Below are 24255 nucleotides of genomic sequence, written 5' to 3'. Positions count from 1 at the left end.
TCACGAGGGAGGTTGTCCTTGGCGATATGGGAGCGGGGGGATTCGGAGGGGGAGGGGGGACGTTCGGACATAGAACATTACACATTACACCCCTCCGATCGTCTGTTCCCACTTCTGGAACAGCTCTGCGGTGGCACGGAGGTCGGCGCCATTGTAGCGAGCGATGCGCTCGTACTCGCCGGCTTTGTAGATCTGCGGGACATCGGCGCCGGAAATGTCGGTCTTGGGGCTCTGGATGCCCATCTGCTTGCACCAGAAGTCCAGCGCGTAGTGGCGCGTCGCGCCGTAGAACGCGAGCTGATCGGCGAGGTCCACGTGGAACGTCGTGGAGTAGCGCGAGGGCATGAGGTTGCGCGTGGCGACGACGCCGTGTACGAGCGAGCGCGTCATGAGCCACGGCATGTCGAACATGCGCCCGTTGAACGTGATGATGCGCGTCGCGTGCGTCACGTCAGCCCAGAATCGCTCGAGGCACGCGCGCTCATCGCCGGCCTGGTACTGCATCCCCTTCTCCGTCCAGGTCTCAATGGTGCGCCCGGGCGCTTGGAAGTACACCGCGCCGGTCGCTGCCGTGACATCGTACACGCCAATCGCCACGATCTCACCGGTGAGCGGCCAGAGGTTGATCGAGTCCTTCACCTTATCAATCTTATCCGGCGTATCGGCACGCTTGAGCAGGTACTCCTGGGTCTCTCGATCGAGGGTATCAAACTCCGCACCCGATGTCTCAATGTCAATGACGAGCTGTTTCATAGATGATAAGCATACGCGAATGATGAGCATCCTCCTCTTATCAGAGTAGCGTCTTTCGCTCGCGCTTGCACGTTCCGATGGAGGTGCGAGAATGGAGGAGTTCCCTGTGTGTTCGTAACTATCTGAGAACGTATGGAGACATCTTCTCCGAAGCGATCGTGGACTGAGAGCGTTCCGCCGAAAACCGCGATGGGACTTGGCGCAGCACTCGGTGTTGGTGCGCTCGGTATCGTGGGGTTCCTCGTGCTCCTGCCGGGAGCAATCAAGGGAGCATCCGACGCGCCCACGCCGACGACCGCCGTTGCACCGACGCCAACGCCCGCACCGACACCCGCACCTGCTCCTTCCGCTCCGGTGGACATCACCGTGACGGCGGATGACCACATCCGTGGCAACGTGGACGCGCCGGTGACAATCGTCGAGTGGTCGGACTTCGAGTGCCCGTTCTGCTCGCGCTTCCACCCCACGCTCCAGCAAGCCCTGACAGATTACGGTGACGATGTCCGCTGGGTCTACCGCCACTTCCCGCTCGACTCCCTCCATCCGCAGGCGCGCGCTGCCGCAGAGGCATCGGAGTGCGCGGCGGAGCAGGGAAAGTTCTGGGAGTTCGCAGATGAGCTGTTCCAAAACCAGCCCTCGCTCGGCGCGGACCTCTACCAGCAGAAGGCCTCCGAACTTGGACTCGACACCGCGCAGTTCAATGCGTGTGTGACAACGCGCAAGTACGAGGCGAAGGTGCGCGCGCAGGAGGCAGCGGGACTCGCCGCCGGTGTCCGCGGTACTCCGGGCAGCTACATCAACGGCATCGAGCTCGGCGGTGCAGTGCCGTACAGCCAGGTGCAGGCGATCATCGAGTCAGAACTGAGCAACTAGTACCCCGCAACGGAAAGACCACCCCGATGTCCATCGGGGTGGTTTCGTTTACGGTTGCGGTGGCTTGGGGACGGTGCGAGCAGGATCAATGTCCTGCATCGCCTCCTCCACACCCGCTTGGAGTGCGAAGATACGCGCGAGGAAATCAATCTCGCGATCAATCGCCTCAACCTGCGCCTCGATTCGCGCATAGACCGTTTCTCGGTTGTGCCAGGGCACGCGCTGCGTGATGGACCGCTGCACTGCATCGCTCTGGAGCATGGCAACGAGCCGATCGAGACGCGCTGCGGCGCGAATGAGTTTCCTCCTGTTCAACCAATCCATTGCATCCTCCTCACGGGAAAGGTTCTTTCCGTACCGTAGCGATAGCACGGGCCACTCGTCAAGCGTTGGGGTGTTGCGTGTGCCAATCCGTGGCCTGCTCGTAGGCCTCGCCGAGGGTGAAGAGTGTGTCCTCCGAAAACCACGGCGCGAGGAGCTGGAGGCCAACGGGGAGGCGCACCACCCCCCCTCGCCCCCCCTCGAGAAGAGGTGGGGGATCAGAGGAACGTTCCACGAACCCGCACGGGATGGAGAGACCCGGGATGCCCGCGACGTTCGCCGAGACCGTAAAGATGTCCGAGAGGTACATCTGGAGCGGGTCGTCCTGCTTGGCACCCAACGCCCACGCGGGTGTTGGTGTCGTTGGTGTGAGGAGTACGTCAACGCGCTCGAATACTTTTCGGTACTCGTGCTTGATCCGATTGCGCACTGCGAGCGCGCGCTTGTAGTACTGGTCGGCGTAGCCAGAGGACAGTGCGTATGTCCCGATCATCACGCGCCGCTTCGTCTCCGGCCCGAATCCCGCAGCGCGCGTCTTCGTGTAGACCTCGTTCAAGTTCGCCGCGTTCGGTACGGACCCGGCGAGTGCCGAGAGGCCGTAGCGGATGCCGTCGTACCGCTCGAGGTTCGCGGAGACCTCCGATGGCATGAGGACGTAGTACACGGCGAGCGCGTACGTTGTGAGCGGGAGCGAAACCTCCTCCACGCGACAGCCGAATCCCTCAACGGTCGCGATCGCATCGCGCACCGCCTGCGCGACGTCTGCGTCCATCCCCTCCCCAAAGTACTCTTTTGGAATCCCGACGCGGAGGTCGGCCACGCGCTTGGCATCCGATGGTCGGCTTGCAGCTCCCGACGATGTCGCGTCGTGGCGATCCTGCCCGCGAATCGCGTGAAACACCGTCCGCACGTCCGCGACGCTTCGCGCTATCGGGCCGATGACATCGAAACTCGATGCCATGGCGATGAGACCATGGCGAGAGACGCTCCCGTACGTTGGCTTGAGGCCGACGATGCCGGAGAGTGCGGCGGGCTGCCTGATGGAGCCGCCGGTATCTGAGCCGAGCGCGACGCACGCGAGGTCGGCGGCAACTGCCGTCGCCGACCCGCCGGATGATCCGCCTGGCACGCGGGACGCATCCCACGCGTTCACCGTCTTCCCGAGCGCGGCGTTCTCCGTGGATGATCCCATGGCGAACTCGTCGCAGTTGGTCTTGCCGAGGAGCACCGCGTCGTTCGCCTTCATGCGCGTGACCGCCGTCGCGTCATATGCGGCGACGTAGGACTCGAGCACCTTCGCGCTCGCGGTCGTCGGGTGTCCCGCAACGAGAATCGTGTCCTTTACGGCGACGGGAACGCCCGCGAGCGCGGAGAGCTCATCGCCCCGTTCGATCGCCGCATCAACGCGCGCGGCGGCCGCGAGCGCGTCGTCGCCCATGACGTGGAGGTACGCCCCGAGACCGCCATCGCGTGCGGCGATCCGATCGAGATAGTTCTTTGCAACTTCGACGGCGGAGAATCGCTTCTCGCGCAGTCCGGTGCCGATCTGTTCAATGGAGAGGTATGCCATGTGCCTCTGGAGGTCACGTACGCCGCGTCACTTCCCGAGCGCGCCGAGCGTCTTCAGGAGATCCCCCTCCCGCAGCGGGAACTGGTCGAGGATGCGCTCACGCTCCTCCGGCGTACAACCGTGGAGCTCGTCCTCGCGCATGACGTTCTCGAGTCCGGAGATGTTCGCAACCGCTTCTCGTTGGACATCAACGTCCACCTCCTGGAGCTGGGAGACGTAGTCGAGGATCGTAGACAGTTGTCCAGCAAACTGCTCAACCTCCGCATCCGTGAGGTCAATCCGCGCGAGCTTCGCGAGGTGGTGGACATCCGTGGTGCTCAGTGTCATAGACAACCAGCGTAGCAGCGGCACTATCGCCTGACCAGCGCGATGAACGCCTGCTCGTCGAGTACCGGAACACCAAGCTCCTCCGCCTTCGCGAGCTTCGAGCCCGGATCCTCGCCGGCGACAACGTAGTCCGTCTTTCGGGAAACCGATCCCGTGGCCTTGCCGCCGCTCGTGCGGACGAGCTCCTCGGCCTCCTCGCGGGTCATCGTCTCCAGCTCACCGGTGAACACGAAGGTCATCCCCTCGCATGTGTTGCTTGCAGCTTGCAGCTGTCGGCTTGCAGCGACGGTGATGCCCACACCATCGAGTCGCGCAATGAGCTTCCGGTGGTCGTCGTCGGTGATCCACTCCACGATGTCCTTGGCGACCACGGGACCGATGTCCTCGATGGCTTGGAGGGACTCGGATGTTTGCGCGTCGAACCACGCGAGAATCGTTCGGGGAGCAATGGGACGAGACGCGACCGATGCGGAGGCGATGTGACGCGCGAGCGTCCGTGCGGTTTCCTCACCAACCTGCGGGATGCCGAGAGAAAGGAGGAACCGTTCGAGGGGAATCGTCCGACGATCCGCAATGGCCCGGATGATGCTCGCTGCGGATTGCTCGCCAAACCCTTCGAGCTGCGCGATGTCTTCCGCGCGGAGCTCCCAGAGCGACGCGGGGTCTTTGAGGAGACCGAGATCCAAGAAGCGATCCACGGTTTTCTCGCCGATGCCCTCGATGTCGTACCCGCCGCGGCGCGTGAAGTGGATGATGCGTTCGCGCTGACGCGCGTAGCAGTTGCGATTGCTGCAGAACGTGGATGCGCTCACTCCCGCCTTCGCGCCAACTCCACGCTTCTCGACCGCACTCCCGCAGCTCGGACATCGTGCGGGGAAACGGTACGCCTTCGTTTTTTTCGGACGGAGCTCGCGGAGGACATGGAGCACCTCCGGAATGACATCGCCGGCGCGGTGGACGATGACCGTGTCACCGATGCGCACGCCGAGACGCGCAATCTGATCCGCGTTGTGGAGCGTCGCGTGCGTCACGGTGACACCACCGACGTTCACGGGTCGGAGGATGGCAACCGGTGTGAGTGCGCCGGTGCGTCCGACCTGCACGCGGATATCCTCAACGACGGTCGTCGCTTCCTCGCCCGGCCACTTGAACGCGATCGCACCGCGCGGTGCCTTGCCCACGGTACCGAGACGCTCAAATAGCGCGCGGTCGTTCACATTGACGACGATGCCGTCAATCTCGTACGCGAGTCGCGGACGCTTTGCACCGAGCTGTTTGGAGAAACGAATGACTGCATCCGCATCCGCACACGACGCGCTCAACGGATTCACGGGGACACCGAGCACCTGCGCGAGCGCGTGCTCCTGCTCGTGGGTCGTAAGCGGAACGCCGAGCACCGCGTACGCGAAAAACGAGAGCTGACGCGATGCGGTGACACCCGAGTCGAGCTGACGAATGGATCCAGCGGCAAGGTTCCGCGGGTTCGCGTAGACCTTCTCTCCACGCTGCTGCGCCGCTGCATTGATGGCAGCGAATCGCTCCTTCGTGATGAACGCCTCGCCGCGAATCTCGATGCGTCCCCGCAGAGCGCGCTCGACGAGCCCCTCCCAATCCCCGAGCACCGCGAGCGGCGAGCGGAGCGAACGACGGTGCTTCGTGATCGTCGCGATGTCCGCGAGCGTGAGCGGGATCGCGTCAATCGTCTTCACGTTCGCGTACACGTCCTCGCCCACGCGCCCGTCACCGCGCGTCGCCGCGCGCACGAGCACACCGCGCTCGTAGATGAGCGAGAGTGCCAGGCCATCCTGCTTGGGTTCTGCGTAGAACGAACGCACGGCGACGGGCTCGATCCTCGCGATGCGCGCCACCCACGCCGTGAACTCCTCCGCGTCAAATACATCCGTGAGCGAGAGCATGCGGGTCGCGTGTGCAACCTTCGTGAACTCGGGCCGCACCGCTCCGCCCACGCGCTGCGTCGGCGAATCCGGCGTCACGAGATCCGGATACGCGCGCTCGAGCTCCTCGAGCTCGTGCTTCAACGCATCGCTCGCAGCATCGGAGATGAGCGACGTATCGAGCACGTGGTAGGCATACCGGTAGCGATGGATCTCGCGTCGGAGTCGCTCGATGCGCTCGCGCGCTTGACGCTTCGTCATACTACGGTGCTCTCCGTCACGGACACGAGACGGTTCCGCCCTTCACGATATCGCACTCGGAGAAGAGCACGTAGTCAAATGTGGACGCGAGCGGCAGCCGCGCCGGAAACTCAACGCGGAGTGCGTGCCGCGTTCCCGCAAATGTGCCACGTACCGTCGCTTGAATACCGGAGGGGAACGCGGTGAGCGTCTCCCCGAGGACATCGGTCGCGGCGCGAACGCGCACCGTTCCCACGTCATCCGAACGCGCGAGGAACCGTACGCGGTAGCCCACGGGCTCCTCACCCACCGGGTGCTGGAGGAGATTGACGACGACATCACCACTCGCGAGATCGGACGGACTGAGGAGTAACCGACCGATGGACTCGGCCCACGCACCCGTGCGGAGCCACGGCACCCACGTCACCTCGAGCCATGCGCTACTGGGGACTCCAGCGGCCATGATGTCAATGGGAGTGACCACGAGTGATCGCACGAGCTCGGTGGACTGCGTCGCGTCGAACGTCCCGGACATCGGGAAGATGTCCATCTGGCGCGACGCATCCTCCGTGAGAAAGAGAAAGCGGTCATCAACGGTCTCCGCCACCGTGCGCTCCCACGATGCGCCATTGTCGAGCGTCGCGGTGCCGTCAAGGCCATCGAGCTGCTGCTCGCGGCGCACGCGATAGAGGAGGTCCTCGACGCCCGTCTCCGCGGCGTAGGACGCGACGATGGCCTGATCCACCTGGCGAACGGCGCGCACGCGATTGACGACGACGGACCCAATCGCGAAGCTCGTCGCCATGAATCCGGCGAGCACGAGGAGCGCGAGGAGCAGTGTTGATCCCGGTCGTTGCATATCATCGGAGGTAGACGCGACTCACCACCGTGGTCTGTGCCTCGGTGGTTTCGCGCTGGTCAGGGCGAACGCCCGCGGTCGAGAGGACGAGATGCACCGTCGCGGCATCCTGCGTCTCGGGATCGCTCACCTGCACATCGAACGCATCAACATCTACACCGGCACTCGTGAGCGATGCCCAGGCGATGCTGCCGTCCGATGCCACGCGGCCAATCTCGATGCAGGAGCTACTCGGCGTGGGGCAGACACCCACCGCCGTGCGCAGGCGCGTGCCGGTCCCATCCATGTGCATCACCGCGATACCTGCATCCGTCACACTGCGATCGAGTGTGCCCTCGCGCACCTCGCGGACGATGGTCTCGATGACGAAGCGCGCATCTTCCTCGAGCGCGGCGCGTGCCGTCGTGCGCCGCTGCTGCCGCGTTGCGGTGAGGAAGAGGTCCGAGGTGAGTCCTACCACGATCGCGAATACCGCAATCGCGACGAGCATCTCGATGAGCGTGAACGCGGGGCGGCGCGTCGTGGTGACCACGCCGTCCTCGGATGACTCTGGAGCTGCGGGTAGTCTAACGCCAATCATAGAGGTCTGCTGCAACACGCGCGTCCTGCGTGCTCCCGCCGTGGTTCCACTGCACCATCGCCACGACGTGGATGCCGATACGCTCCGCGCCAATCGCCTCGCACGTCTCGCCATCCTCGGTGAGGATGACGCGTGCGCTCCCGCCTGCGGGGTCCGTACAGATGGGGAGCGTACGAACAATGCGGCGGTACGGTGTGCGCTCTGCGGGCGTGGGGGGTGTCGCTTCCGTCGCGTTCGTCCAGAAGCCGGACGGGAGACGCGCAATCTGTGTCTCGTGATCCGTAAAATCCCATACGCCGTGGTGGAGTGTGAAGCCCGCGCCATCGGAAAACTTTGGTAGCGCGCTGTACGTCGTTCCCGTAATAATCCCGTCATCGAACGCCCGCCCGCGCTGCCAGTTCGCATCGCGGAGCATCCGAACCACCTCCGCACCCTCGCGCGCCGCGGACACGCCACCGAACCGAAGCTTCGCCGCATCTATGGTGCGTTGGTTTGAGAGGACGAGCGTGAAGACCGCGAAGAGTCCCGTGACGATGACACCGATCGCCACGATGGTCTCGAGGAGCCCAAATCCGCGCCGCCCGCGCGACGCGCAATTCAAAGAATACGATGAGGTCTCTCCCCAAGTGTCATTTCGACCGAAGGGAGAAATCTCACCCGCCTCAATCCATTGTACCGTATGAGATTTCTCGGTCGTGGACTCTTTCGAAATGACATCGAAGAGAGATTTTGTAGGGGTTCCTGACGTATAGCGGTCCATAGGAATCACTCGAGATCCACCCGTCCGGATATCCCGTTCACGCGCACGGTGCGCGTCTCGCTCGTCCCCGTGTGACCAAAGACCACCTCGGCCTCCGTTGCGTCGTTCGTGATCGTGAGTGCCCCGCGGGGCGCGGTGTACGAGATGCTGAGTATCTGTTCGGATCCCGAGGTTGGTGTGAGCGATCGGATGAAAACGTTGTCCGGCAGTGTGATGCCCTCGATGATCTCTGGGGGCGCATCGGGATCAAACTGCGCCTGTGTGGAGCGAAATCGCTCGTAGCGGTCCACGAGAGCACCGTCGAGAACAACACCAAAGGAAATCGCATCGGGGTGCTGCGGATCGCCCGCGTACGACGCGACGCGCATCTGCTCGATGTCGGATGCAAATCGCCGCGCGGTCTCGGTGAGTTCGCGCTGTGGAATGGCCTGCCGGAAACTCGCGAGCGTCACCCCGAGCATGACGAGGAAGATGCCGACGACGATCATCATCTCGATGAGCGTGAACGCACTGCGCGACACTCGCGGTGATGTACGACTACCATCCATACCAACGGAGAATAACATCACCCCAGAACACGGTGACGACGGAACCGAGGAGAAGGAACGGGACGAGGGGAACCTGCGTCCCACGCTGCGCGCGGCGCATGGCGAGGAGGACGCCGGCGAGCAACCCGCCCACCACGTAGGACGCGGCCAATGCGATACCGAGGTGGAGGGGGCTGAAGAGTGCGCCCATGAGTGCCCCGACGCGCGTGTCGCCATCGCCCACCCAACGACCACGGGAGACGACCCGCTGCACCCAGAAGAACCCCGCGCCGAGGAGCATCCCGATGATGACGACGTGCGGGCGAACTTCCCCCAGACGGAGTACGGCCACCGCAATCATCGCCGGTACGCTCACACGATCTGGAACCACGTGCTCACGAAGATCAATCACCGCAAGGATGACGAGCGCGGTGAGCGCCACCACGACAGCAATCGCACGCGGGGAGAAGCCGAACGTCCACCACGCCCCCAAGAACAACGCGGCGATACCACCCTCCACGAGAAGCATGCGGAGGGCAATCGGCCCATCGCACGTTGGGCAGCGAAACCGGAGGAACAACGCGCTGAGGATGGGCACGAGCTCCCAGGGACGGAGTTCACGCCGACACCGATCGCACACCGAGCGACCGCGGAGCGACCGGTGGGATGGGACGCGATCAATGACGACGTTCGCGAAGCTCCCAACCGCGAGCCCGAGCGCAACGAGCACGATGGGGGTGAGTATGGAGGTGAACATGAAGTACCCTTGTGATGGAGTATACCAGAATAAAGAACGAAGGTGCTCTTCGCTACACGGGGAACGCTCATCCCTCTAACCGTACAAGAATTTTGCCAGGCCCCCAAACCATTAGGACGCACTTGATGGTACGCACGTAATACCCGAAGAAGTCGCCTTGCAGTTGGTACTTCCTCGACCAAATTCCGCAACTCCATCTTCCAACCGGAACTCGATCTCAAAATTCGCACAGGGCGCAGCTGCTGCGATACACACGAGCCCCCCCGTGTGCCTACCACGGTAGCGGTATTGACCATTTGCCGGTGGCTCTGGGGGATTCAGGACATTCGCCATGTATATCGTCCCCCCATCCGACGCGCACGCAGGAACGAATCCCACATCATTGAGACACGCCCAATTGCTGTCTCCGAGTGGAACGCCCTGGAGGGGGACACCCGGGTACCCACCGTTGTTCACCGCGTAGAGCTCGAGCGCGTTCATCGTCTGCTTCACGTCCGCAATACGCTTTGCGTCTCGCGCACGAACGCGTGCGGAACCCACTGCGAAGATCGCCAGCGTGGCGAGGAGCGCGATGATCGCGATGACTATGAGCAGCTCGATGAGCGTGAATCCTCGTGATTGCTTGTGGAACATAGGGACGTCCTGACACCGCGTGAGCGTGTAGAAAGTGGGATGTTTTTGCTACGATCTCAGTATACCAAAGTGAAGTACAAAAGTGCTCCCCGCTACACGGGGAGCACTTTCGAGAAAGCCGTACACTACGTGCAGGCGAGCCCGGCAGAGGTTGCTTCACAATCGGTGCTCCCCTGGCCAAACTCTGCAACACCATCTTCGAGAGCGAAATTGATGAGGAAATCCACGCACGGCTCTGCTGCTGCGAGACATTCCGCTCCTGCGGCAGTCGCGCCACTGTAGGTGTAGGATCCCGCTGGTGGCACGGGATGGCTTGGAACGTTCGCCATGTACGTTGTCCCTGTCGCACACGCTGCGACAAATCCTGCATCATCGAGACAGGAACCACTACCGGTTCCGAGCTCGACACCGCCTGTAGCCGCGGCACCCGGGTACCCACCGTTGTTCACTGCGTAGAGCTCGAGCGCGTTCATCGTCTGCTTCACGTCCGCGATGCGCTTTGCGTCTCGCGCGCGAACGCGTGCGGAGCCCACTGCGAAGATCGCCAGCGTGGCGAGGAGTGCAATAATCGCGATGACAATGAGCAGCTCGATGAGCGTGAATCCTCGTGATTGCCTGTGGAACATAGAGAAAATCTTACGAACACTAGTCGCACTTCATGCCCGAGGATTTTGCCTCACAGAGCGTGACACCATCCTCGTCCACATCGCGAAGCTCGGAGGTCTCCGCCTCAAGCTCAAAAATAATCGTGTAGTCATTACACACCTCAGACCCCACGCAGTCCTCACCTTCGTACGAGTAGTCGCGTCCACCTGGCGTTGGATTGTTCGGAACGGTTGCCATGTAGATGAGGTTGCCGGTCGCCTGTGGGCACGCCGAACCAAAACCATCCGCATCCAAACATTCCGCCTGAGTACCACCGATAATGAGTGCAGCGGGGCCTCCCTCGCCAGCGAGACCCTGGGCTGGGTAGCCGATCTTATCCACGGCGTAGAGGTCGAGTGAGCTCTGGATCTGCTTGATATCCGCGACACGCTTTGCATCACGAGCCCGAACGCGAGCACTGGACACCGCAAATACCGCCAAGGTCGCGAGAATACCGATGATGGCGATGACGACGAGGAGCTCAATCAAGGTGAATCCGCGTTTGCGTGGGTCTTGCATAGATCGAATAATGGGTTATCCACACTGATAGCGTACCACGACAGCTGCACGAACACCCTGTGGAATGCTCAGAACTGTGAGACGAGGTTGTACATCGGCAGGATGATCGCTCCGACCATAACGCCGACCCCGATGCCGAGGACGATCATGACGATCGGCTCGATGACAGTGATGAGGTCACGAATGCGCTGCTCGACGATGCGTTCGTAGTGACTCGCGAGCTTCTGGAGCACGAGCTCGAGCCGACCGCTCCGCTCGCCAACGGCGAGGAGCTGCGTCACCATCTCCGGGATGAGCCAGGAGTCACGGAAGCGCGTCGTGAGCGAATTCCCGTCCATGACCTCCTGTGCGGTCGCTTCAAGGAGCTCGCGGTACGCCGCGTTCCCCACGACATCGCGTACAACATCGAGCGACGGCAGAATACCGACACCACCACGGAGCAGCATGTCGAATGACTGGGTGATGCGGACAATGGCGACGTCCTGCGCGATGCGCCCAAACGCCGGGACGCGAAGCTTGAACGTATCCCATCGCGTGCGGAGCCACGCGTACCGCAAAAACCACCGGAACGCGACGACCGTCACGACGACCACGATGAGGAGGAGCCACCACCAGGTGGCGAGGAAGCTCGAAACCGTAATGAGGATCTGGGTGGAGAGCGGAAGTGTCCCGCCGGTCTGGAGGAGGACGTTCGTCATGCGCGGGATGACGAACGTCATCATGATGAACGTGACGGTGACCAACCCGCCAATAATGAACGACGGGTAGAGCATCGCGCTGCGTACTTTTGAACGAAGCTCTGCGTCGCGTTCCGCCTGATCCGCGAGGTACGAAATGACTTCGCTGAGGTTCCCCGATGTTTCACCGGCCCGCACGAGGTAGACGGCGAAGCTCGAGAAGATGCGCGGGTGCGCGGCGAACGCCTCGGAGAGGCGGCGACCGGACTCCACGTCCTTCACGAGGTCCACGATGACCGGCCGGAGGAGTGCGCTCTCCGTCTGGTGAACGAGCCCACGGAGTGCATCCACGAGCGGCATCTCTGCGGAGACCATGACCGAGAGCTGCCGGAGGAGAATGACGATCCCCTTGAGTGGCAACCGCTGAAACTGGATGGCCATCTCGCGCAGGGAACCCACGATGCGCGCCTCCGGACGGAGTGAGGCGGAGAGGTATCCACGGTCGGCGAGCTCGTGCTCTGCCTCCGCGATGCTCGGGGACACGAGTGCACCCCGCACGGTCTTCCCTACTTTTGTTCGGGCAATGTATCGAAAGCGCATAGGTAGAGCGACCGTGGCGTACTCTTTCTTTTCCTCTTCTTCCGTCATTTCGAGCGGAGCCGAGAAATCTCGTTGAGCAGTACCGTCATCCATTGTGCAGCAAAACGAGATTTCTCCGCTCCCTCGAGGACTGAGTCGGTCGAAATGACGGGGGAGGCAGTTGAGGACGCGCTTGGTTGTCTATGACGTGGAGGGGCCGATGGGTTCTCGATCTACTCGTGGCTCACGCGCAGCACTTCCTCGTACGTCGTCACACCCTCGAGTGCCTTGAGGAGTGCATCCTGCATGAGCGTGAGCATGCCGCGCTCCTTGATGTACGCGCGCACTTCCTTGTCCGGGAATCCCTGGACGATGAATTGCTCGAGCTGGTTGTCAAACTCCAGGAGCTCCACGACGACCGTGCGGCCATGGTACCCGGTCCCGCCGCACTTTGGGCACCCCTTCCCGCGTGCGAGCACCATCCCCTCGCGCTGCACCGTTTCTGGGATGCTGTTCGATGGGAACGTCGCGAGGTGCTGTTCGATGGCGTGCGCGATCTCCACGCTCGGCTGCACCGACACCTTGCAGTGCTGACAGATCATACGCACGAGGCGCTGGCCTTCTGCGAGGATGAGCGTCGAGGCGAGGAGGAACGGCTCGATCTTCATATCCGTGAGACGCGGCACGACACCGAACACATCGCGCGTATGGAGCGTGGAGAAGAGGAGGTGTCCGGTGAGACCGGCGTGGATGGCGAGCTCTGCGGTCTCGACGTCGCGCACCTCGCCGACCATAATGACGTTCGGGTCCTGGCGGAGGACGGCGCGCAATCCGGTTGCAAAGGTGAAATTCACCTCTGGACGAATCTGCGCTTGGTTCACGCCGCGCACGTAGTACTCGATCGGATCCTCGAGCGTCGTGATGTTCACGCCCTCCTCATTGAGGAGGTTGAGCACCGCGTAGAGCGTCGTGGACTTCCCGGAGCCCGTGGGTCCGGTGAGGAGCACCATGCCGTGCGGACGGTGCACCGCGCGGGAGAGGAGCTCAATCTGCCACGGTCGGAACCCAAGGTCCGCGAGGGTGATGAGACCACCGGACGTCTCGAGAATACGCATGACGACCTTCTCGTGGTCGAGGAGTGGCAGGGTGGAGACGCGCAGGTCTACCTCGCGCCCGGCCTCCGTCACGTGGATGCGGCCGTCCTGCGGCGTGCGCGTCTCATCGAGCTTGAGCTTCGCGAGCACCTTCACGCGAGCGATGATGGACGTGTGGAGCGAGATCGGCAACGTGAGCGCCGTCTGGAGCATACCGTCCACGCGGTACCGAATACGTGTCTGTTTCCCATGCGGCTCGATGTGGATGTCCGATGCGCTCGCCTCAATCGCATGGCGGACGACCGTTGCGACGATCTGTGAAACCGGCGCGCGCTCGATCTCCGCCGCGAGATCTACCTCCGCGTCTTCCGCCGACACCGCAGGGACGGTCATCTTCTCGGAAGCGCGCGAGATGGCCCGCTCCGTCGCCTGCTGCTGCTCCGGGTACTGACGAAGCGCCGCGTAGAAGCTCGCGAGCGAGATGATCGCGTAGCGCACGCTGAGCTGCTGCTCGCGTGCGTAGAACTCAAGGGCCTCGACGCTCTGCTGGTCCGTCGGATCCACGAGTCCCACGGTGATGCGGTTCCCCTCACGCTCGTATGCGATCGCGTGGTACCGCTCCGCGAGCGTCCTCGGTAGTGTCTCAAGGATGGAGACCGGGAGCACCGTCCCGACGAGCGTCATGATCGGGAGACCGAGGAGTTGCCCGCGCAACCTGAGGAGTTCATCCTCGGTGACGAGCTTGCGATCAATGAGTGCGCGTTCGATGTGTTCGCCTTGCTTGGCCGCAGCGACCAACTCCGCCACCTCACCCTCGGTGATGCGGCCTTCGGACTGCAGATGATGGAGGAGCTGTGTCGTGAGCATGGGAGTGCAACCTTATTGCGTCCCCTCAAAAATCGCAAACGGATTGGCGTTCCCGAGTCGTCCGGGTGTGACGTTCGGTGCGAGGAGAACAAGCGATTGGAAGCGCGGATCGTCAAGGAGTGCCTCAACGGCTGCAACGTCAATCATCGTCCCCCGCGTGACGGCCGTACTCGTCTGCGGAAGTGGTGGGAGCGGACGGATGATGTCGGAGATGATGACGAATGCCGCGATGACGAATGCCGCGACCGTGGCCATCATGGTCCAGTTCCGAAGTGTGCGTGGTGCGAGCATACGGGTGTCGTTACTCCAACGCGTACGCGCGGAGCGTGAGTGCGGCCTGGAGACGCTCCGGAGTAAATTGCACGGAGCGCACATCCACGAGGCGACGGCTCTGCGTGAGGACCGTGATGAGCGACTTCAAGCGTTCGTAGTTCACGTTGCGCACACCGAGTCCAATCCGCACAACGCCACGCTGACCGAGGACGCGCTCGAGCGATGCCGGCGGTGCCTCCGGCGAAATTTCCACGCTCGCGATCGCCACGCCGGAGCGTTGTCCAGCCGCATCGAGCGTTGCGAGGAGCCCCGGGAGGTCCTGCCCGCTCGGTAGTGCGGAATCAACGATGGGCTGCGCGGTGGTGAGATCGTGCTCGAAGGTCTCCCGTGCAGCAGTGAGCCGTGCGAGACGCTCCTCGAGCACCGTGACGTCCGCGGCAAATCCGCGCCTCCGCTCGAGTGTCCGAAGCTCAAAGAGAAGCGGTCGGAGGAGCAGGAGGTACCCGATGAGTCCAAACGCGAGCACGACGACCGGCGTGAGCATCGGGAGGAGCCGATCCCAGTTGAGCTCCTGCTTGAGCGCACCGGCGCGCTTGGGTTTGAGTTTGGTTGCCATAGGGATGCTCACGATGCGGGTACCGATGCGGGTACGATCGCGCTACCCGTATCGTCGAACATCGTGAAGAGATCAGGACGCACACGCAAACGGAGGTCAAAACGAATACCCCGCGTGATGCCAAGCTCGTCAATGACACTCGAGAATCCGGAGATACCGAGGTCTTCAACGCGCGGTTCCTCCTGCCACGCGACGAGCTGTGCGGCGGCCACACGGAGGTTCGGCGCAATCGTCGGCAACGTGATTGTCCCGTTTGCGTCAACGCTCAGCTGGTCGTACCGCATGCCTGGGAGCGTCCGCGCCTCCAAGAGGTCGAAGAACGGCTTCCAGGTACCGTGCTGCTCGACGATTGCCTGGAGCGCGATCGCGCGATCTGCCGTCACACGGTAGGACTCCACCGCACGCTCCATCGCCGCGATGCGCGAGAGCACGTCCGAGCGTCGTGCCTCGACCACGCGCGTCTCCTCCTGTTCTCTGGTGACGCGGCTGGAGAGCATGGCCCAGGGGATGCCGACGAGTGGGATGGTGAGTGCGATGCCAACGACCGCAATGAGCCGTGGCCACGTTGGTGAAACTGGCTTCTTCTTGAGCTCGGACGGAATGAGGGAAATGCTCCGCAACGCGCGACGGCCCAACGCGGGGATGTGGAGACGTTCACCCTCCCCCGCCACCGGAACCGCGCGCGGCGCACGACGCACTGGCGGGTTCGCAGCAGGTGGCGGGGTGGAAGGTACTGCTACAGGCGGGAGCGCGGGTGCTGGCGTTGATTCACGCTTCGCCTCGGGACGCTTGCGTACCGGGGGGCGTGTGCGACGCACTGCCTCATCGTCGCTCGGCACATGGAAGACACCGCGCGTATTCCCGCGCGCGCCCGAGGCCCGTTGCACGTCCTCCTCGGCCTTCCGCATGTCCTCTGGAAGTAGGGTGGGATCCTTCGGCATAGATGAAACGTGTGCCTTACACGATTTCCCGCATCCCCAATCCGACCGCAACGGCGAACCGCGCGCCGATCGTATCGAGGGCCGGACGAAGATCAACCGGGTACACGACGCGCGCCCACGGATCACCAACAAACGCGCGAAGGTTGAGCGTAGACCCAAAGTACTCCGTGAGCGATGGGAGGAGCGCACTCCCACCCGCAAGGATAATCTTCTCCACGGATCGCCCGTTGTTCACCTCCTGCGACTGGTGGAGATTCATCGCGTACCGCGCCTCTTGAATGACGGGTGCGAACAGTCGCTCGAAGAGCTTGGGGAGTGCTGCCGCCGCAGGGTTGCCCGTTGGGGTGACGGCGAGATCGAGCTTGAGCTCTTCCGCTGCGGGAACGGCGATACCCATGAGATCGCTCATCGCCCGCGTGAGGTGGCGACCGCCGACGTCAACGCTCCGTGAGAGCATCGGCGTTCCATCCTCCACGATGACCATGGACGTCCGCGATGCGCCGATGTCCATGAGCAGGACGACTGCGGGATCGTCGCCCACGAGTGAACGAATGAGCGCGAACGCCTCCGTCTCCAAGCTCAGGAGCTCCAAACCCGCTCCGCGAAAAACCGTGATGTACTGCTGGACGAGCTGCTTGGGTGCCGCGGTGAGGAGCACGCGCGCGGTGGTCGTGTCCGTGTTCTCCGTCTCCAAGTCCTCCTCCGGCGTCAGGAGCTTCCAATCCGTGATCATCTCCTCGTACGGGAGCGGCAGGAGCTTCTTGGCTTCCCACGCCACCGCATCGGGGAGCTGCTTCTTCGCCATGCGCGGCAACGTAATGACCGAGCTGAACACTGCGGCAACCGGCAGCGCACACACCGCCTCTGTCGCTTCGACACGCGCACGCGCGCACACCTCTCGGAGTGCGTCCGCGAGACCACCGAGATCATCGCCGAGCGACGTCGCCGAACGTTCCATGGACGGGTACTCTGCGAGGCCGTAGGTGGACAACCGCGCACGACCGCGTTCGCTGCGCAGCTCTACCACCTTCACGCCGCCTGCCCCGATATCCACACCGAGGAACGCTTGCGGTTTTTTCTTGAAAAATCCCATGGACCATCGTGTGCTCGTGATTACGACAACCGCAGCGGCGCATCCCCATCACTCCGCTGAAGTTCTCCCAGTATACCACGAGTGACACCGTTGCACATTCATGGTGCACCGAGCGGCGCAATTTGTCTGATCTGTGGGAGCGACTGTGCAACATCACCAAATCCTGGCGGCGTGTTCACGAGCACGCGTCCATCTGCGACCACCTGCTCTGCCGGCGCGATGATATACGACGCGCGTTGCCGTGAAAACGCAAATTCCCTTGCAATCATGACCCCATTGACGCGGAGCGATACCTCCGACTCCGGGGCACCGGTCGTACCGGTCTCGATTGCGCCCTGTGCATAGAACGCACCGACGAGCTCCGCGACGCTTGGATCAATGACGATGTTCCCGCCAACGCCGTTCTCGTCCGCGAGCACGAGCCACCCGGGTGACGCGAGGTGATGCACCGCGAAGAGCGGCCCGCTATCCACATAGGTGATGTCACCGTCAATGTGGAGATCGCCGCCACGGATAACGATGAGCCCTGCGCCGGATTGCTCGCCGATTCCATTGATGAACCCCACGCCGGCCGCGCCGATGCGATACGCTAGGTCCGGTGTGGGATTTGTTGTGAAATCCACGAGGAATACCTGCCGATTGAGGAGGAAGTTCGCGTTGGTCCACGGGCTGGACGTGTCACCGTTCGGCGGACCAACGACATCGCCATACCTCCCCGCGAGGATGCCGGGGACATCAATGCGCGCCGTGCTGCTCGGCGAGAGGTTGTACGGCGTCTGCGCGACATCGGCGCATCCCTCCTCGGAGAGGAAGTTCACGATGGGTCCGCCGGAGAGGATGCAGTACGTCGCGTTGAACTCCCCCACCGGCGGCGGTGCGGTCTGCGGGTTGCCAATGCTCCCACCGGAGAACAGCGGACCGTACTGCGTCTGGAGCCACGGGAGGTATATCTTCTCGCACCGTCCGCTCGTGCAGTTCGCGTCGGCGACGCAGAGTCGCTGCGGCGCATCGTCGGCACAGATGCCGATAATGTTCCGGCAGAGTGCCGACGCATCGCCGATGCTCCCGTGCGTGGCGCAGAAGTTTGAGGCAATCCCACCGAGGCACGGGACGGTGTATGTCGCACCGCCACCGCTCGTCGCATTCGCGTCGCACAATCCCACCGCGAAGTTACACACGCCACCCGTGCACTGCACGTCCTCCGTGCAGGCGATGGACTCCTCGCCCTCGCACAGCCCCTGTGGTGGCTCAAGCGTACACGCAGGCGCGCACTGTGCCTCGTCGAGACAGGCGGTGTGCGGTACATCGAGCGTGCCGCCCGACGAGCAGAATCCGATCGCACCCGGGAGCGTCCCCACGGTCTCCGGTCCGTCCGGGTCCTCATAGCGTGTGCAAATTGCACCGGGTGGACAGCACGAATCCTCTCCGGCGGCCGTCACCCCGTCGCGGAGCGTACACTCGTCATCGCCCCCGCACATCGTGCTGTCCGTCACGCAGCGGCCACACGGCACGCCAGCCGGACAGCAGAGATCGCCGCTCGCGCACGCGGCGTGCGTATCGCAGGAATCCTGAAACCCGCGGCACTGCCCGCACGGCGCACCGCCGCGGCAGCATAGCTCACCGAGGACGCTGCACTCCTCGTGCGCGGTGCACGCCTCGCCGGACACGGTGCAGACGGGCTGCGGATTCCACGTTGTGACGACACCGCCGTAGTTCTGGGGCCGCCACGAGATCCATCCAAGCGCGTGGCCGCCCACTGCTGCGGGGCCGTTCCACGCGTACCCCGACCACTCGCCATTGGGGACATCCAATTCCTGCCACGTCGTAAAGTATGAAATGCCGGATGCGCACGTTCCGCCCGGCGAGCTTGGCGTTGCCTGGTCGCAGGACAGCGCGATCCATCCGTCATCGCCCAATCCCAGGACCTTCGCCCAGCCGGTGGCCTGACCGGTGATCGCATTGAACCGCGCAGTCCAACCACCCGGCGGTGTCTGGCCGCCGTATCCATCGCACGTCGCTCCAAAGCAGATCCACTGCACGGAACGCGACCACGCAAACCCGGAGAGAAACCCCAGTGCATCAGTGTGCACACCGTAGGACGGATCTGCATACGTCCCACCGAGGTTGCAGGGGTCGTTCGTGCCAAACCGCTCGCAGTTCGTCCCGTTCATGGAGATCCACCCCACCTGTTCACTCCACGCCCACCCCGCCACATTCTCCGTGCCGCTCGCCGCCACGATGCGCGGCGCGACCAACGCACAGAACGCCACGATGATACTCGTGGCGACCACACCGGAGAGTCGCAAACGCTTCTTCCCCTTCGTCATTTCGAGTGAGTCCGCGAATCGAGAAATCTCGTTGAGCAGTAGGATGCCGCTCGTACTGTTGGACGAGATTTCTCCACTCGTTCGAGGACTCACTCGGTCGAAATGACGGAGAGAGAGGGTGATGGCCTGCCCTGCGTAGCTCGCAGAGCGTAGCAGGGAGGGAGGGGCGGTTTGTTGTTGTTGCGCCATGTGTCAGACCACCTCTCCCCCTCCTACTCCCCCTCTCCCCCAGCGGAGAAGGGGAGGGACAGAAAAGAGATGTCGAACCGAACATTGCTCTATGCGCAGTATATCACATCCCATCCACACGCCCGCGGGCATCAATGGCGCGATTCACAAGCGCGTCAGCTTCCTTATTCTGCGCGCGGCGCACATGTGCGAACGTGCAGCGTTGAAATCCTTGCGCAAGGGTGACGAGTTGCACGAAGAGTGGCGCAAGCCCCGCATTCTTCACGCGGTACTCACGGTTGAGCTGCTTCACGAGGAGCTCGGAGTCCGCAAATGCCTCGACGTGCGTCGCGCCAAGCTCGCGCGCGCGAGAGAGTGCCGCGAGCATCGCGCGATACTCGGCCTGGTTGTTCGTCGTCTCACCGATGTACTCACCGAACGCGGCGACAACGGCCCCCGCCTCGTCCTTGATAACGATGCCTGTCCCCGCTGGACCCGGGTTGCCACGCGCACCACCGTCGGTGTAGATGGAGAGTTTCATGTATGGATTACTCATCCTCCTCATCGTCCACGGTCTCGCCGTAGAACTGGAGGTCAAATTCGATCTGCCGCATGGCATCGGCGAACATCTCGGCAACGGCCGGAGCGAGGTCCGCGGGGTGTGGGGTCTCTCTGCCGTCCGTCCCCCAGATACTCCGGAAGGTCGTCCGCTCGTCTTCAGTGGGCTCACCGATCTGGAATCCACGCGCGATGACACCGAACTCCTTGCCGGCACGCGCACCGACGCGGCGGAGTGCCTCGAGCGCATTGCGTGTATCCTGCGGCCCGCTCGTCTCTTTCGCGGCGTGTGCACTCGCGTCGTTGGAGCCGCCATCGGTCACGAGCAGCACGAACTCACGCGCACGCCCTTCCGCGAGGTCTTCGCGGTGCACATCGTCCATGCTGTCCGCAATCCCCCAGAGCGGCTCTGCGTCGCAGGTGACGCCGTAGTTCGACGTGATCTTTCCGAGCGCCCGGAACTTCGCCGCGAGCTCCCCGTCCGCAGTGAGCGGCGCGTCCGCGGTAAGGTGCTTCGCGATGTCACTCGCTCCCTTGGAGCCAAACATGCGCACCTCCGTGTCCACATGGAACGGTTCGCGCATGCGGAATCGCAGGTTCATGTTGGCCTCAAACGATCCCAACGCCTCCTGGAAGAGGACGTAGAGTTGACGGACGGCATTGATGCGATCGCTACCCATCGAGCCGGACCCATCGAGCACAAACCGTACGCGCAGCTTGTTCGGGAACAGGACGAGCTTGGGGATGTACTCGCGCTGGAGGTACGTCTCCAGTGCCTCCCAGGGGATGTCCTCCGGCCGCTCGGCGGCGAGCTCCGGCGCGTACTTCCCGATGAAGCGCTCGACATCAAAGGTCCCCTGCCGGAATCCGGTGAGGAGCACCGCGCGCATACGCTCGGTGACGGTCTTCATGATCTGCTCAAAGACCTGCCCGAGCTCTTCAACGTACGGCGCGACCGACTGCTCGAGTGCGCGGTACTGTATCGCGAGTGCCGGATCCACGTCGTGTTCGTCACACACGGTACGATCATGAGACCGCCTCGCGTTGCGCAGCTTGTCCTGCGGAGTGAGCCGCGCAGCGCGTGCCTGCTCGCGATCCTCACGCGCACGCTTGCGCTGGAGCGTGTTCTGCTGGTTGATGAAGTCGCGGATGACATCGAGGTCAATCGGCTCCGGACGATCGTCGAGTTCCTTCCATGGATCGTCGCCTCCTGCGGACTTGCCGTCTCCTGACTTTCCCGCCTGTGGCTTCCCGTCTTTCGGATCTTCCTCGGGCTCGCCATCCGGCGGTGCTGGATCTCCTACTCCCCAACCATCATCCTCCCCGCCCTCTCCGCCACTGCCACCCGGCGGCGCGGGCTTTGGAACATTCATCTTCCGAAGGTCCTCACGGAGGAAGGCGAGGTACGCCGGCTCCACGAGCCGCTTGATCTGCTCGTACCGCCACGCGGGGTCTGCGGGGGTCTGCGCGACGAGCTGCCCGCGACCGCGCGGGACCGTGCGCGTGAAAGCCGCAACTTCATCGCGCAGCGTCCGGTTGTTGTGCTCCGCAATCGCATCCGGGAATCCGGAGAGCACCGCACGCACATCATCGGCGACGAGCATCGCCTGCTCCGGCACCATCTGCTCGCGCAGGAGCGCGTACGCGAGCTGGTATGACTTCGGCATCTTGGAGTAGTCCGCGGCCTCCTCTTCCTGCGGTGGCGCGCCGCGACGCTTGGGGTCTGTGGGGAAAAGATAATCGCGGTAGAGGCGCGTCACCTCGCCCGCCGCACTCCCCCGCTCCTCGTGGAACGCACCTACGCGCACGCCAACGGTGCCGTTCACGTACCGATCGTCCAAACAGTTATAGAGAAGGTGCAATTTGTCGTAGAGGAATGCCTCGACGTAGGGCGTGGTACGTTTTGCTCCGGTCTTGGGGTCCTTCCCAGCGGGGACCTCTTTTGTGAGGTAATCCGGCAACACGCCATCTGAGAATTTCTGCCGCCAGATCTCCAGCACTTCCGGACCCAGCTGCTTCGCACGACGTTTGAGGTACTCAAAGTTACCCAGCATCTCCCGAGGATTCTCACGGAGGTCCAGGTAGTGCGCGAGCTCGTGGCACGTTGCCCACACGAGTTGTTCCTCGGACAGACCACGCTCCTCGGCCCACTTCCACTTGCCGAGATCGAGCGAGATCATGCCGTGCTCAAGATCAATAAAAAACCCGCTACCCACGGTGAACGTGAGTGAGCGGTCGCCCGCGATTGCCCAGAACAGCTCGCGGTTACGCGCGATGAACTGCTCGGCCTGCGCCCGATACCGCTCGAGCGCGGGGCTACGCTCCTGCTTCGGTGCAGGAACCGGCGCGCGCTCAAAGGCCCCACCCCCCTCCGGCGGCCCGGTCTGCGCGGCAAATCGTGGTGATCGTTCGGACATAGCTACTGATCATTCTGATCATATCACGCACACCAATGTCCAACACTAAGTGTTGGACATTTGGTCATCAATGTGCAGGACGGAATCCATGGCGCGCTCTTTCGCTCCGCTTCGTTGAACGAAGCTTCGATAACGATCGCCGTACCCTATCTGGTTCAGAACGATGTCTGGTGACAGGAATCCTTTCCAACGATTTTCACTGACGTAGTCCTGGTAGCTCGACCATGGATACTCCTGTTCGCAATTCCTCCAAGCAGGAAGATCACGAGGATTGCGGTGAATATACGCGGAGAGGTAGCAGAGCTGATCGTCATCCTCAACATGCACGGCCTGATAGGTACCCTGAAAAACATGCCCACTCTTCTCGTGTTTCGTGTTGAGATACTTCGTATACCCGTTGAGTAATCGTTGCATGTAGCGCGCGATACCACCCTCTTCGAGCTCACGAATGATCAAATGAAAGTGATTCGGCATGAGCGCAAAGCACACGAGCTCCGCGTATCGTCCCTGCAATTGAAAATCCGAAGTGTCCAACACTAAGTGTTGGACATACTTGCGGACGGTACGATTGAGCTGCGAAACAGATTCAGGGAACTGGTACAGGAGGAGCGCGACGACAAAACGCAAGTAGTCATCGTCTCCGTAAAAAATATCCCGGCGATCGTTCCCCCGATTGTAGATGTGGTAGTACTCCCCAGAGGTAATAACGATGTTCCGCATACACTCTCATCATAAACCTGCGACCTCTTGCTGTCCAACACTTAGTGTTGGACAGCGTACAGACGCTGCTCCGCACCTCCGTCCGGATAGATCGCAACGCACGCATGCGCAGCGTCCTGCCTCCTGATCCGCATGAGGCCAACGTGGGGCACCCAGCCCAAGAGGTGCGGGAAGACCCCATGGATCGTTAATGCAACGCGCGGATCATGACCGCTGTACAGTCCTGATGCTTGACGGCGCTGCATGGACAGCATACCGCACATTCTGAAAACCAAAACCAAAATCCAAAACCAAAATCTACACGAGGGCTCAACACGCAAACCGCAGCCGCGAATTCCCATCCGCATTCCCAGGGTTCAAGCGCAGCCCATCCGAGTGCCAGTACGCATACACGCACGGCCCGTCGGACGCTTGCACTGGGTCTATGGCCCCAAAGAGCCATGACCAGGTTCCTTCTGGTTTTGTCCAGTCATCCAACGGCTCCCCCGTCTTCTCATAGTGCTGCGCAAAGAGGGTGAGGTATGCGGAGAGAGGTGCGAGGGGGTAGCGGTGGGTGACGGCGTCTATCTGGGATTTGTTTGCGATTGTTTCCGTGGTGTTGGGGATGATGCGGGTGTCTGGTGGATTTTTCTCCCACTTCATGAAGTGGAGAGCGGGGGGAGGGGT

26 protein-coding genes are annotated in these 24255 nt (G+C 62.6%); 1 reads left to right on the top strand and 25 read right to left on the bottom strand.

The genetic code is table 11. The annotated features are described in order from the left end of the window. Positions 1-84: 84 nt before the first annotated feature. The gene (locus tag Q7S96_01220; protein ID MDO8462882.1) at positions 85-753 is read right to left on the bottom strand and encodes a ribonuclease H-like domain-containing protein; all 669 of its coding nucleotides are present in this window, start codon (positions 751-753) and stop codon (positions 85-87) included. A 132-nt stretch (positions 754-885) separates the two neighbouring features. On the opposite strand from Q7S96_01220, the gene Q7S96_01215 reads away from it, so the two are divergent. Further along, positions 886-1626, top strand: a complete 741-nt coding sequence (locus tag Q7S96_01215; GenBank protein MDO8462881.1) for a thioredoxin domain-containing protein — start codon at positions 886-888, stop codon at positions 1624-1626. Positions 1627-1674: 48 nt separating this feature from the next. Here Q7S96_01215 and Q7S96_01210 read toward each other — a convergent pair whose 3' ends face one another. The 24 genes from Q7S96_01210 to Q7S96_01095 all read right to left on the bottom strand — a co-directional run. Further along, complete coding sequence (locus Q7S96_01210) at positions 1675-1950, bottom strand: hypothetical protein (GenBank protein MDO8462880.1); 276 nt, start codon at positions 1948-1950, stop codon at positions 1675-1677. A gap of 58 nt (positions 1951-2008) precedes the next feature. After that, a complete protein-coding gene (gene gatA, locus Q7S96_01205) occupies positions 2009-3517 on the bottom strand; it encodes an Asp-tRNA(Asn)/Glu-tRNA(Gln) amidotransferase subunit GatA (GenBank protein ID MDO8462879.1) in 1509 nt (502 codons plus the stop codon). 27 nt (positions 3518-3544) lie between these two features. Beyond that, complete coding sequence (gatC, locus tag Q7S96_01200) at positions 3545-3844, bottom strand: Asp-tRNA(Asn)/Glu-tRNA(Gln) amidotransferase subunit GatC (GenBank protein ID MDO8462878.1); 300 nt, start codon at positions 3842-3844, stop codon at positions 3545-3547. Positions 3845-3867: 23 nt separating this feature from the next. After that, entirely contained in the window at positions 3868-6000 is a 2133-nt protein-coding gene (gene ligA / locus Q7S96_01195; GenBank protein ID MDO8462877.1) for an NAD-dependent DNA ligase LigA, read from the bottom strand. 16 nt (positions 6001-6016) lie between these two features. Then, the gene (locus Q7S96_01190; GenBank protein ID MDO8462876.1) at positions 6017-6838 is read right to left on the bottom strand and encodes a hypothetical protein; all 822 of its coding nucleotides are present in this window, start codon (positions 6836-6838) and stop codon (positions 6017-6019) included. Between the two features lies 1 nt (position 6839). Further along, positions 6840-7418, bottom strand: a complete 579-nt coding sequence (locus Q7S96_01185; GenBank protein MDO8462875.1) for a type II secretion system protein — start codon at positions 7416-7418, stop codon at positions 6840-6842. Next, positions 7405-8019, bottom strand: coding sequence for a type II secretion system protein (locus tag Q7S96_01180; GenBank protein MDO8462874.1), 615 nt, complete (start codon positions 8017-8019; stop codon positions 7405-7407). Before Q7S96_01180 ends, Q7S96_01185 begins: the two co-directional genes overlap by 14 nt. A 164-nt stretch (positions 8020-8183) precedes the next feature. Continuing rightward, the gene (locus tag Q7S96_01175; protein ID MDO8462873.1) at positions 8184-8726 is read right to left on the bottom strand and encodes a type II secretion system protein; all 543 of its coding nucleotides are present in this window, start codon (positions 8724-8726) and stop codon (positions 8184-8186) included. Then, positions 8716-9462, bottom strand: a complete 747-nt coding sequence (locus Q7S96_01170) for an A24 family peptidase (protein ID MDO8462872.1) — start codon at positions 9460-9462, stop codon at positions 8716-8718. Before Q7S96_01170 ends, Q7S96_01175 begins: the two co-directional genes overlap by 11 nt. Positions 9463-9573: 111 nt before the next feature. After that, positions 9574-10095: a prepilin-type N-terminal cleavage/methylation domain-containing protein gene (locus Q7S96_01165; GenBank protein MDO8462871.1), complete on the bottom strand. Its 522-nt coding sequence runs from the start codon at positions 10093-10095 to the stop codon at positions 9574-9576. Between the two features lie 125 nt (positions 10096-10220). After that, positions 10221-10721: a prepilin-type N-terminal cleavage/methylation domain-containing protein gene (locus Q7S96_01160; GenBank protein ID MDO8462870.1), complete on the bottom strand. Its 501-nt coding sequence runs from the start codon at positions 10719-10721 to the stop codon at positions 10221-10223. A gap of 19 nt (positions 10722-10740) precedes the next feature. Beyond that, the gene (locus Q7S96_01155) at positions 10741-11259 is read right to left on the bottom strand and encodes a type II secretion system protein (GenBank protein MDO8462869.1); all 519 of its coding nucleotides are present in this window, start codon (positions 11257-11259) and stop codon (positions 10741-10743) included. A 68-nt stretch (positions 11260-11327) separates the two neighbouring features. Beyond that, on the bottom strand, positions 11328-12536 hold the full coding sequence (locus Q7S96_01150; protein MDO8462868.1) for a type II secretion system F family protein: 1209 nt from the start codon (positions 12534-12536) through the stop codon (positions 11328-11330). 212 nt (positions 12537-12748) lie between these two features. Then, complete coding sequence (locus Q7S96_01145) at positions 12749-14476, bottom strand: GspE/PulE family protein (protein ID MDO8462867.1); 1728 nt, start codon at positions 14474-14476, stop codon at positions 12749-12751. Between the two features lie 12 nt (positions 14477-14488). Next, complete coding sequence (locus Q7S96_01140) at positions 14489-14767, bottom strand: hypothetical protein (protein MDO8462866.1); 279 nt, start codon at positions 14765-14767, stop codon at positions 14489-14491. Between the two features lie 10 nt (positions 14768-14777). After that, a complete protein-coding gene (locus Q7S96_01135) occupies positions 14778-15365 on the bottom strand; it encodes a hypothetical protein (GenBank protein ID MDO8462865.1) in 588 nt (195 codons plus the stop codon). A gap of 8 nt (positions 15366-15373) precedes the next feature. Next, on the bottom strand, positions 15374-16306 hold the full coding sequence (locus tag Q7S96_01130) for a hypothetical protein (protein ID MDO8462864.1): 933 nt from the start codon (positions 16304-16306) through the stop codon (positions 15374-15376). Positions 16307-16322: 16 nt separating this feature from the next. After that, the gene (gene pilM, locus Q7S96_01125) at positions 16323-17399 is read right to left on the bottom strand and encodes a type IV pilus assembly protein PilM (GenBank protein ID MDO8462863.1); all 1077 of its coding nucleotides are present in this window, start codon (positions 17397-17399) and stop codon (positions 16323-16325) included. A gap of 98 nt (positions 17400-17497) precedes the next feature. After that, positions 17498-19726 carry a hypothetical protein gene (locus tag Q7S96_01120; protein ID MDO8462862.1) on the bottom strand — a complete coding sequence of 743 codons (2229 nt, stop codon included), beginning with the start codon at positions 19724-19726 and terminating at the stop codon, positions 17498-17500. Positions 19727-20018: 292 nt separating this feature from the next. After that, on the bottom strand, positions 20019-20435 hold the full coding sequence (locus Q7S96_01115) for a ribonuclease HI family protein (protein ID MDO8462861.1): 417 nt from the start codon (positions 20433-20435) through the stop codon (positions 20019-20021). Between the two features lie 7 nt (positions 20436-20442). Beyond that, complete coding sequence (locus Q7S96_01110; protein ID MDO8462860.1) at positions 20443-22869, bottom strand: VWA domain-containing protein; 2427 nt, start codon at positions 22867-22869, stop codon at positions 20443-20445. 45 nt (positions 22870-22914) lie between these two features. Then, entirely contained in the window at positions 22915-23589 is a 675-nt protein-coding gene (locus Q7S96_01105; GenBank protein MDO8462859.1) for a transposase, read from the bottom strand. Between the two features lie 41 nt (positions 23590-23630). Then, on the bottom strand, positions 23631-23843 hold the full coding sequence (locus Q7S96_01100; protein MDO8462858.1) for a hypothetical protein: 213 nt from the start codon (positions 23841-23843) through the stop codon (positions 23631-23633). A gap of 55 nt (positions 23844-23898) precedes the next feature. Beyond that, a partial coding sequence (locus Q7S96_01095) for a hypothetical protein (protein MDO8462857.1) occupies positions 23899-24255 on the bottom strand: 357 nt, incomplete at its 5' end.

The sequence above is a fragment of the bacterium genome, assembly GCA_030647005.1.
GTDB lineage: Bacteria > Patescibacteriota > Patescibacteriia > JACPHY01 > JACPHY01 > JAUSKG01.
This window is presented reverse-complemented; position numbering and strand designations above follow the sequence as displayed.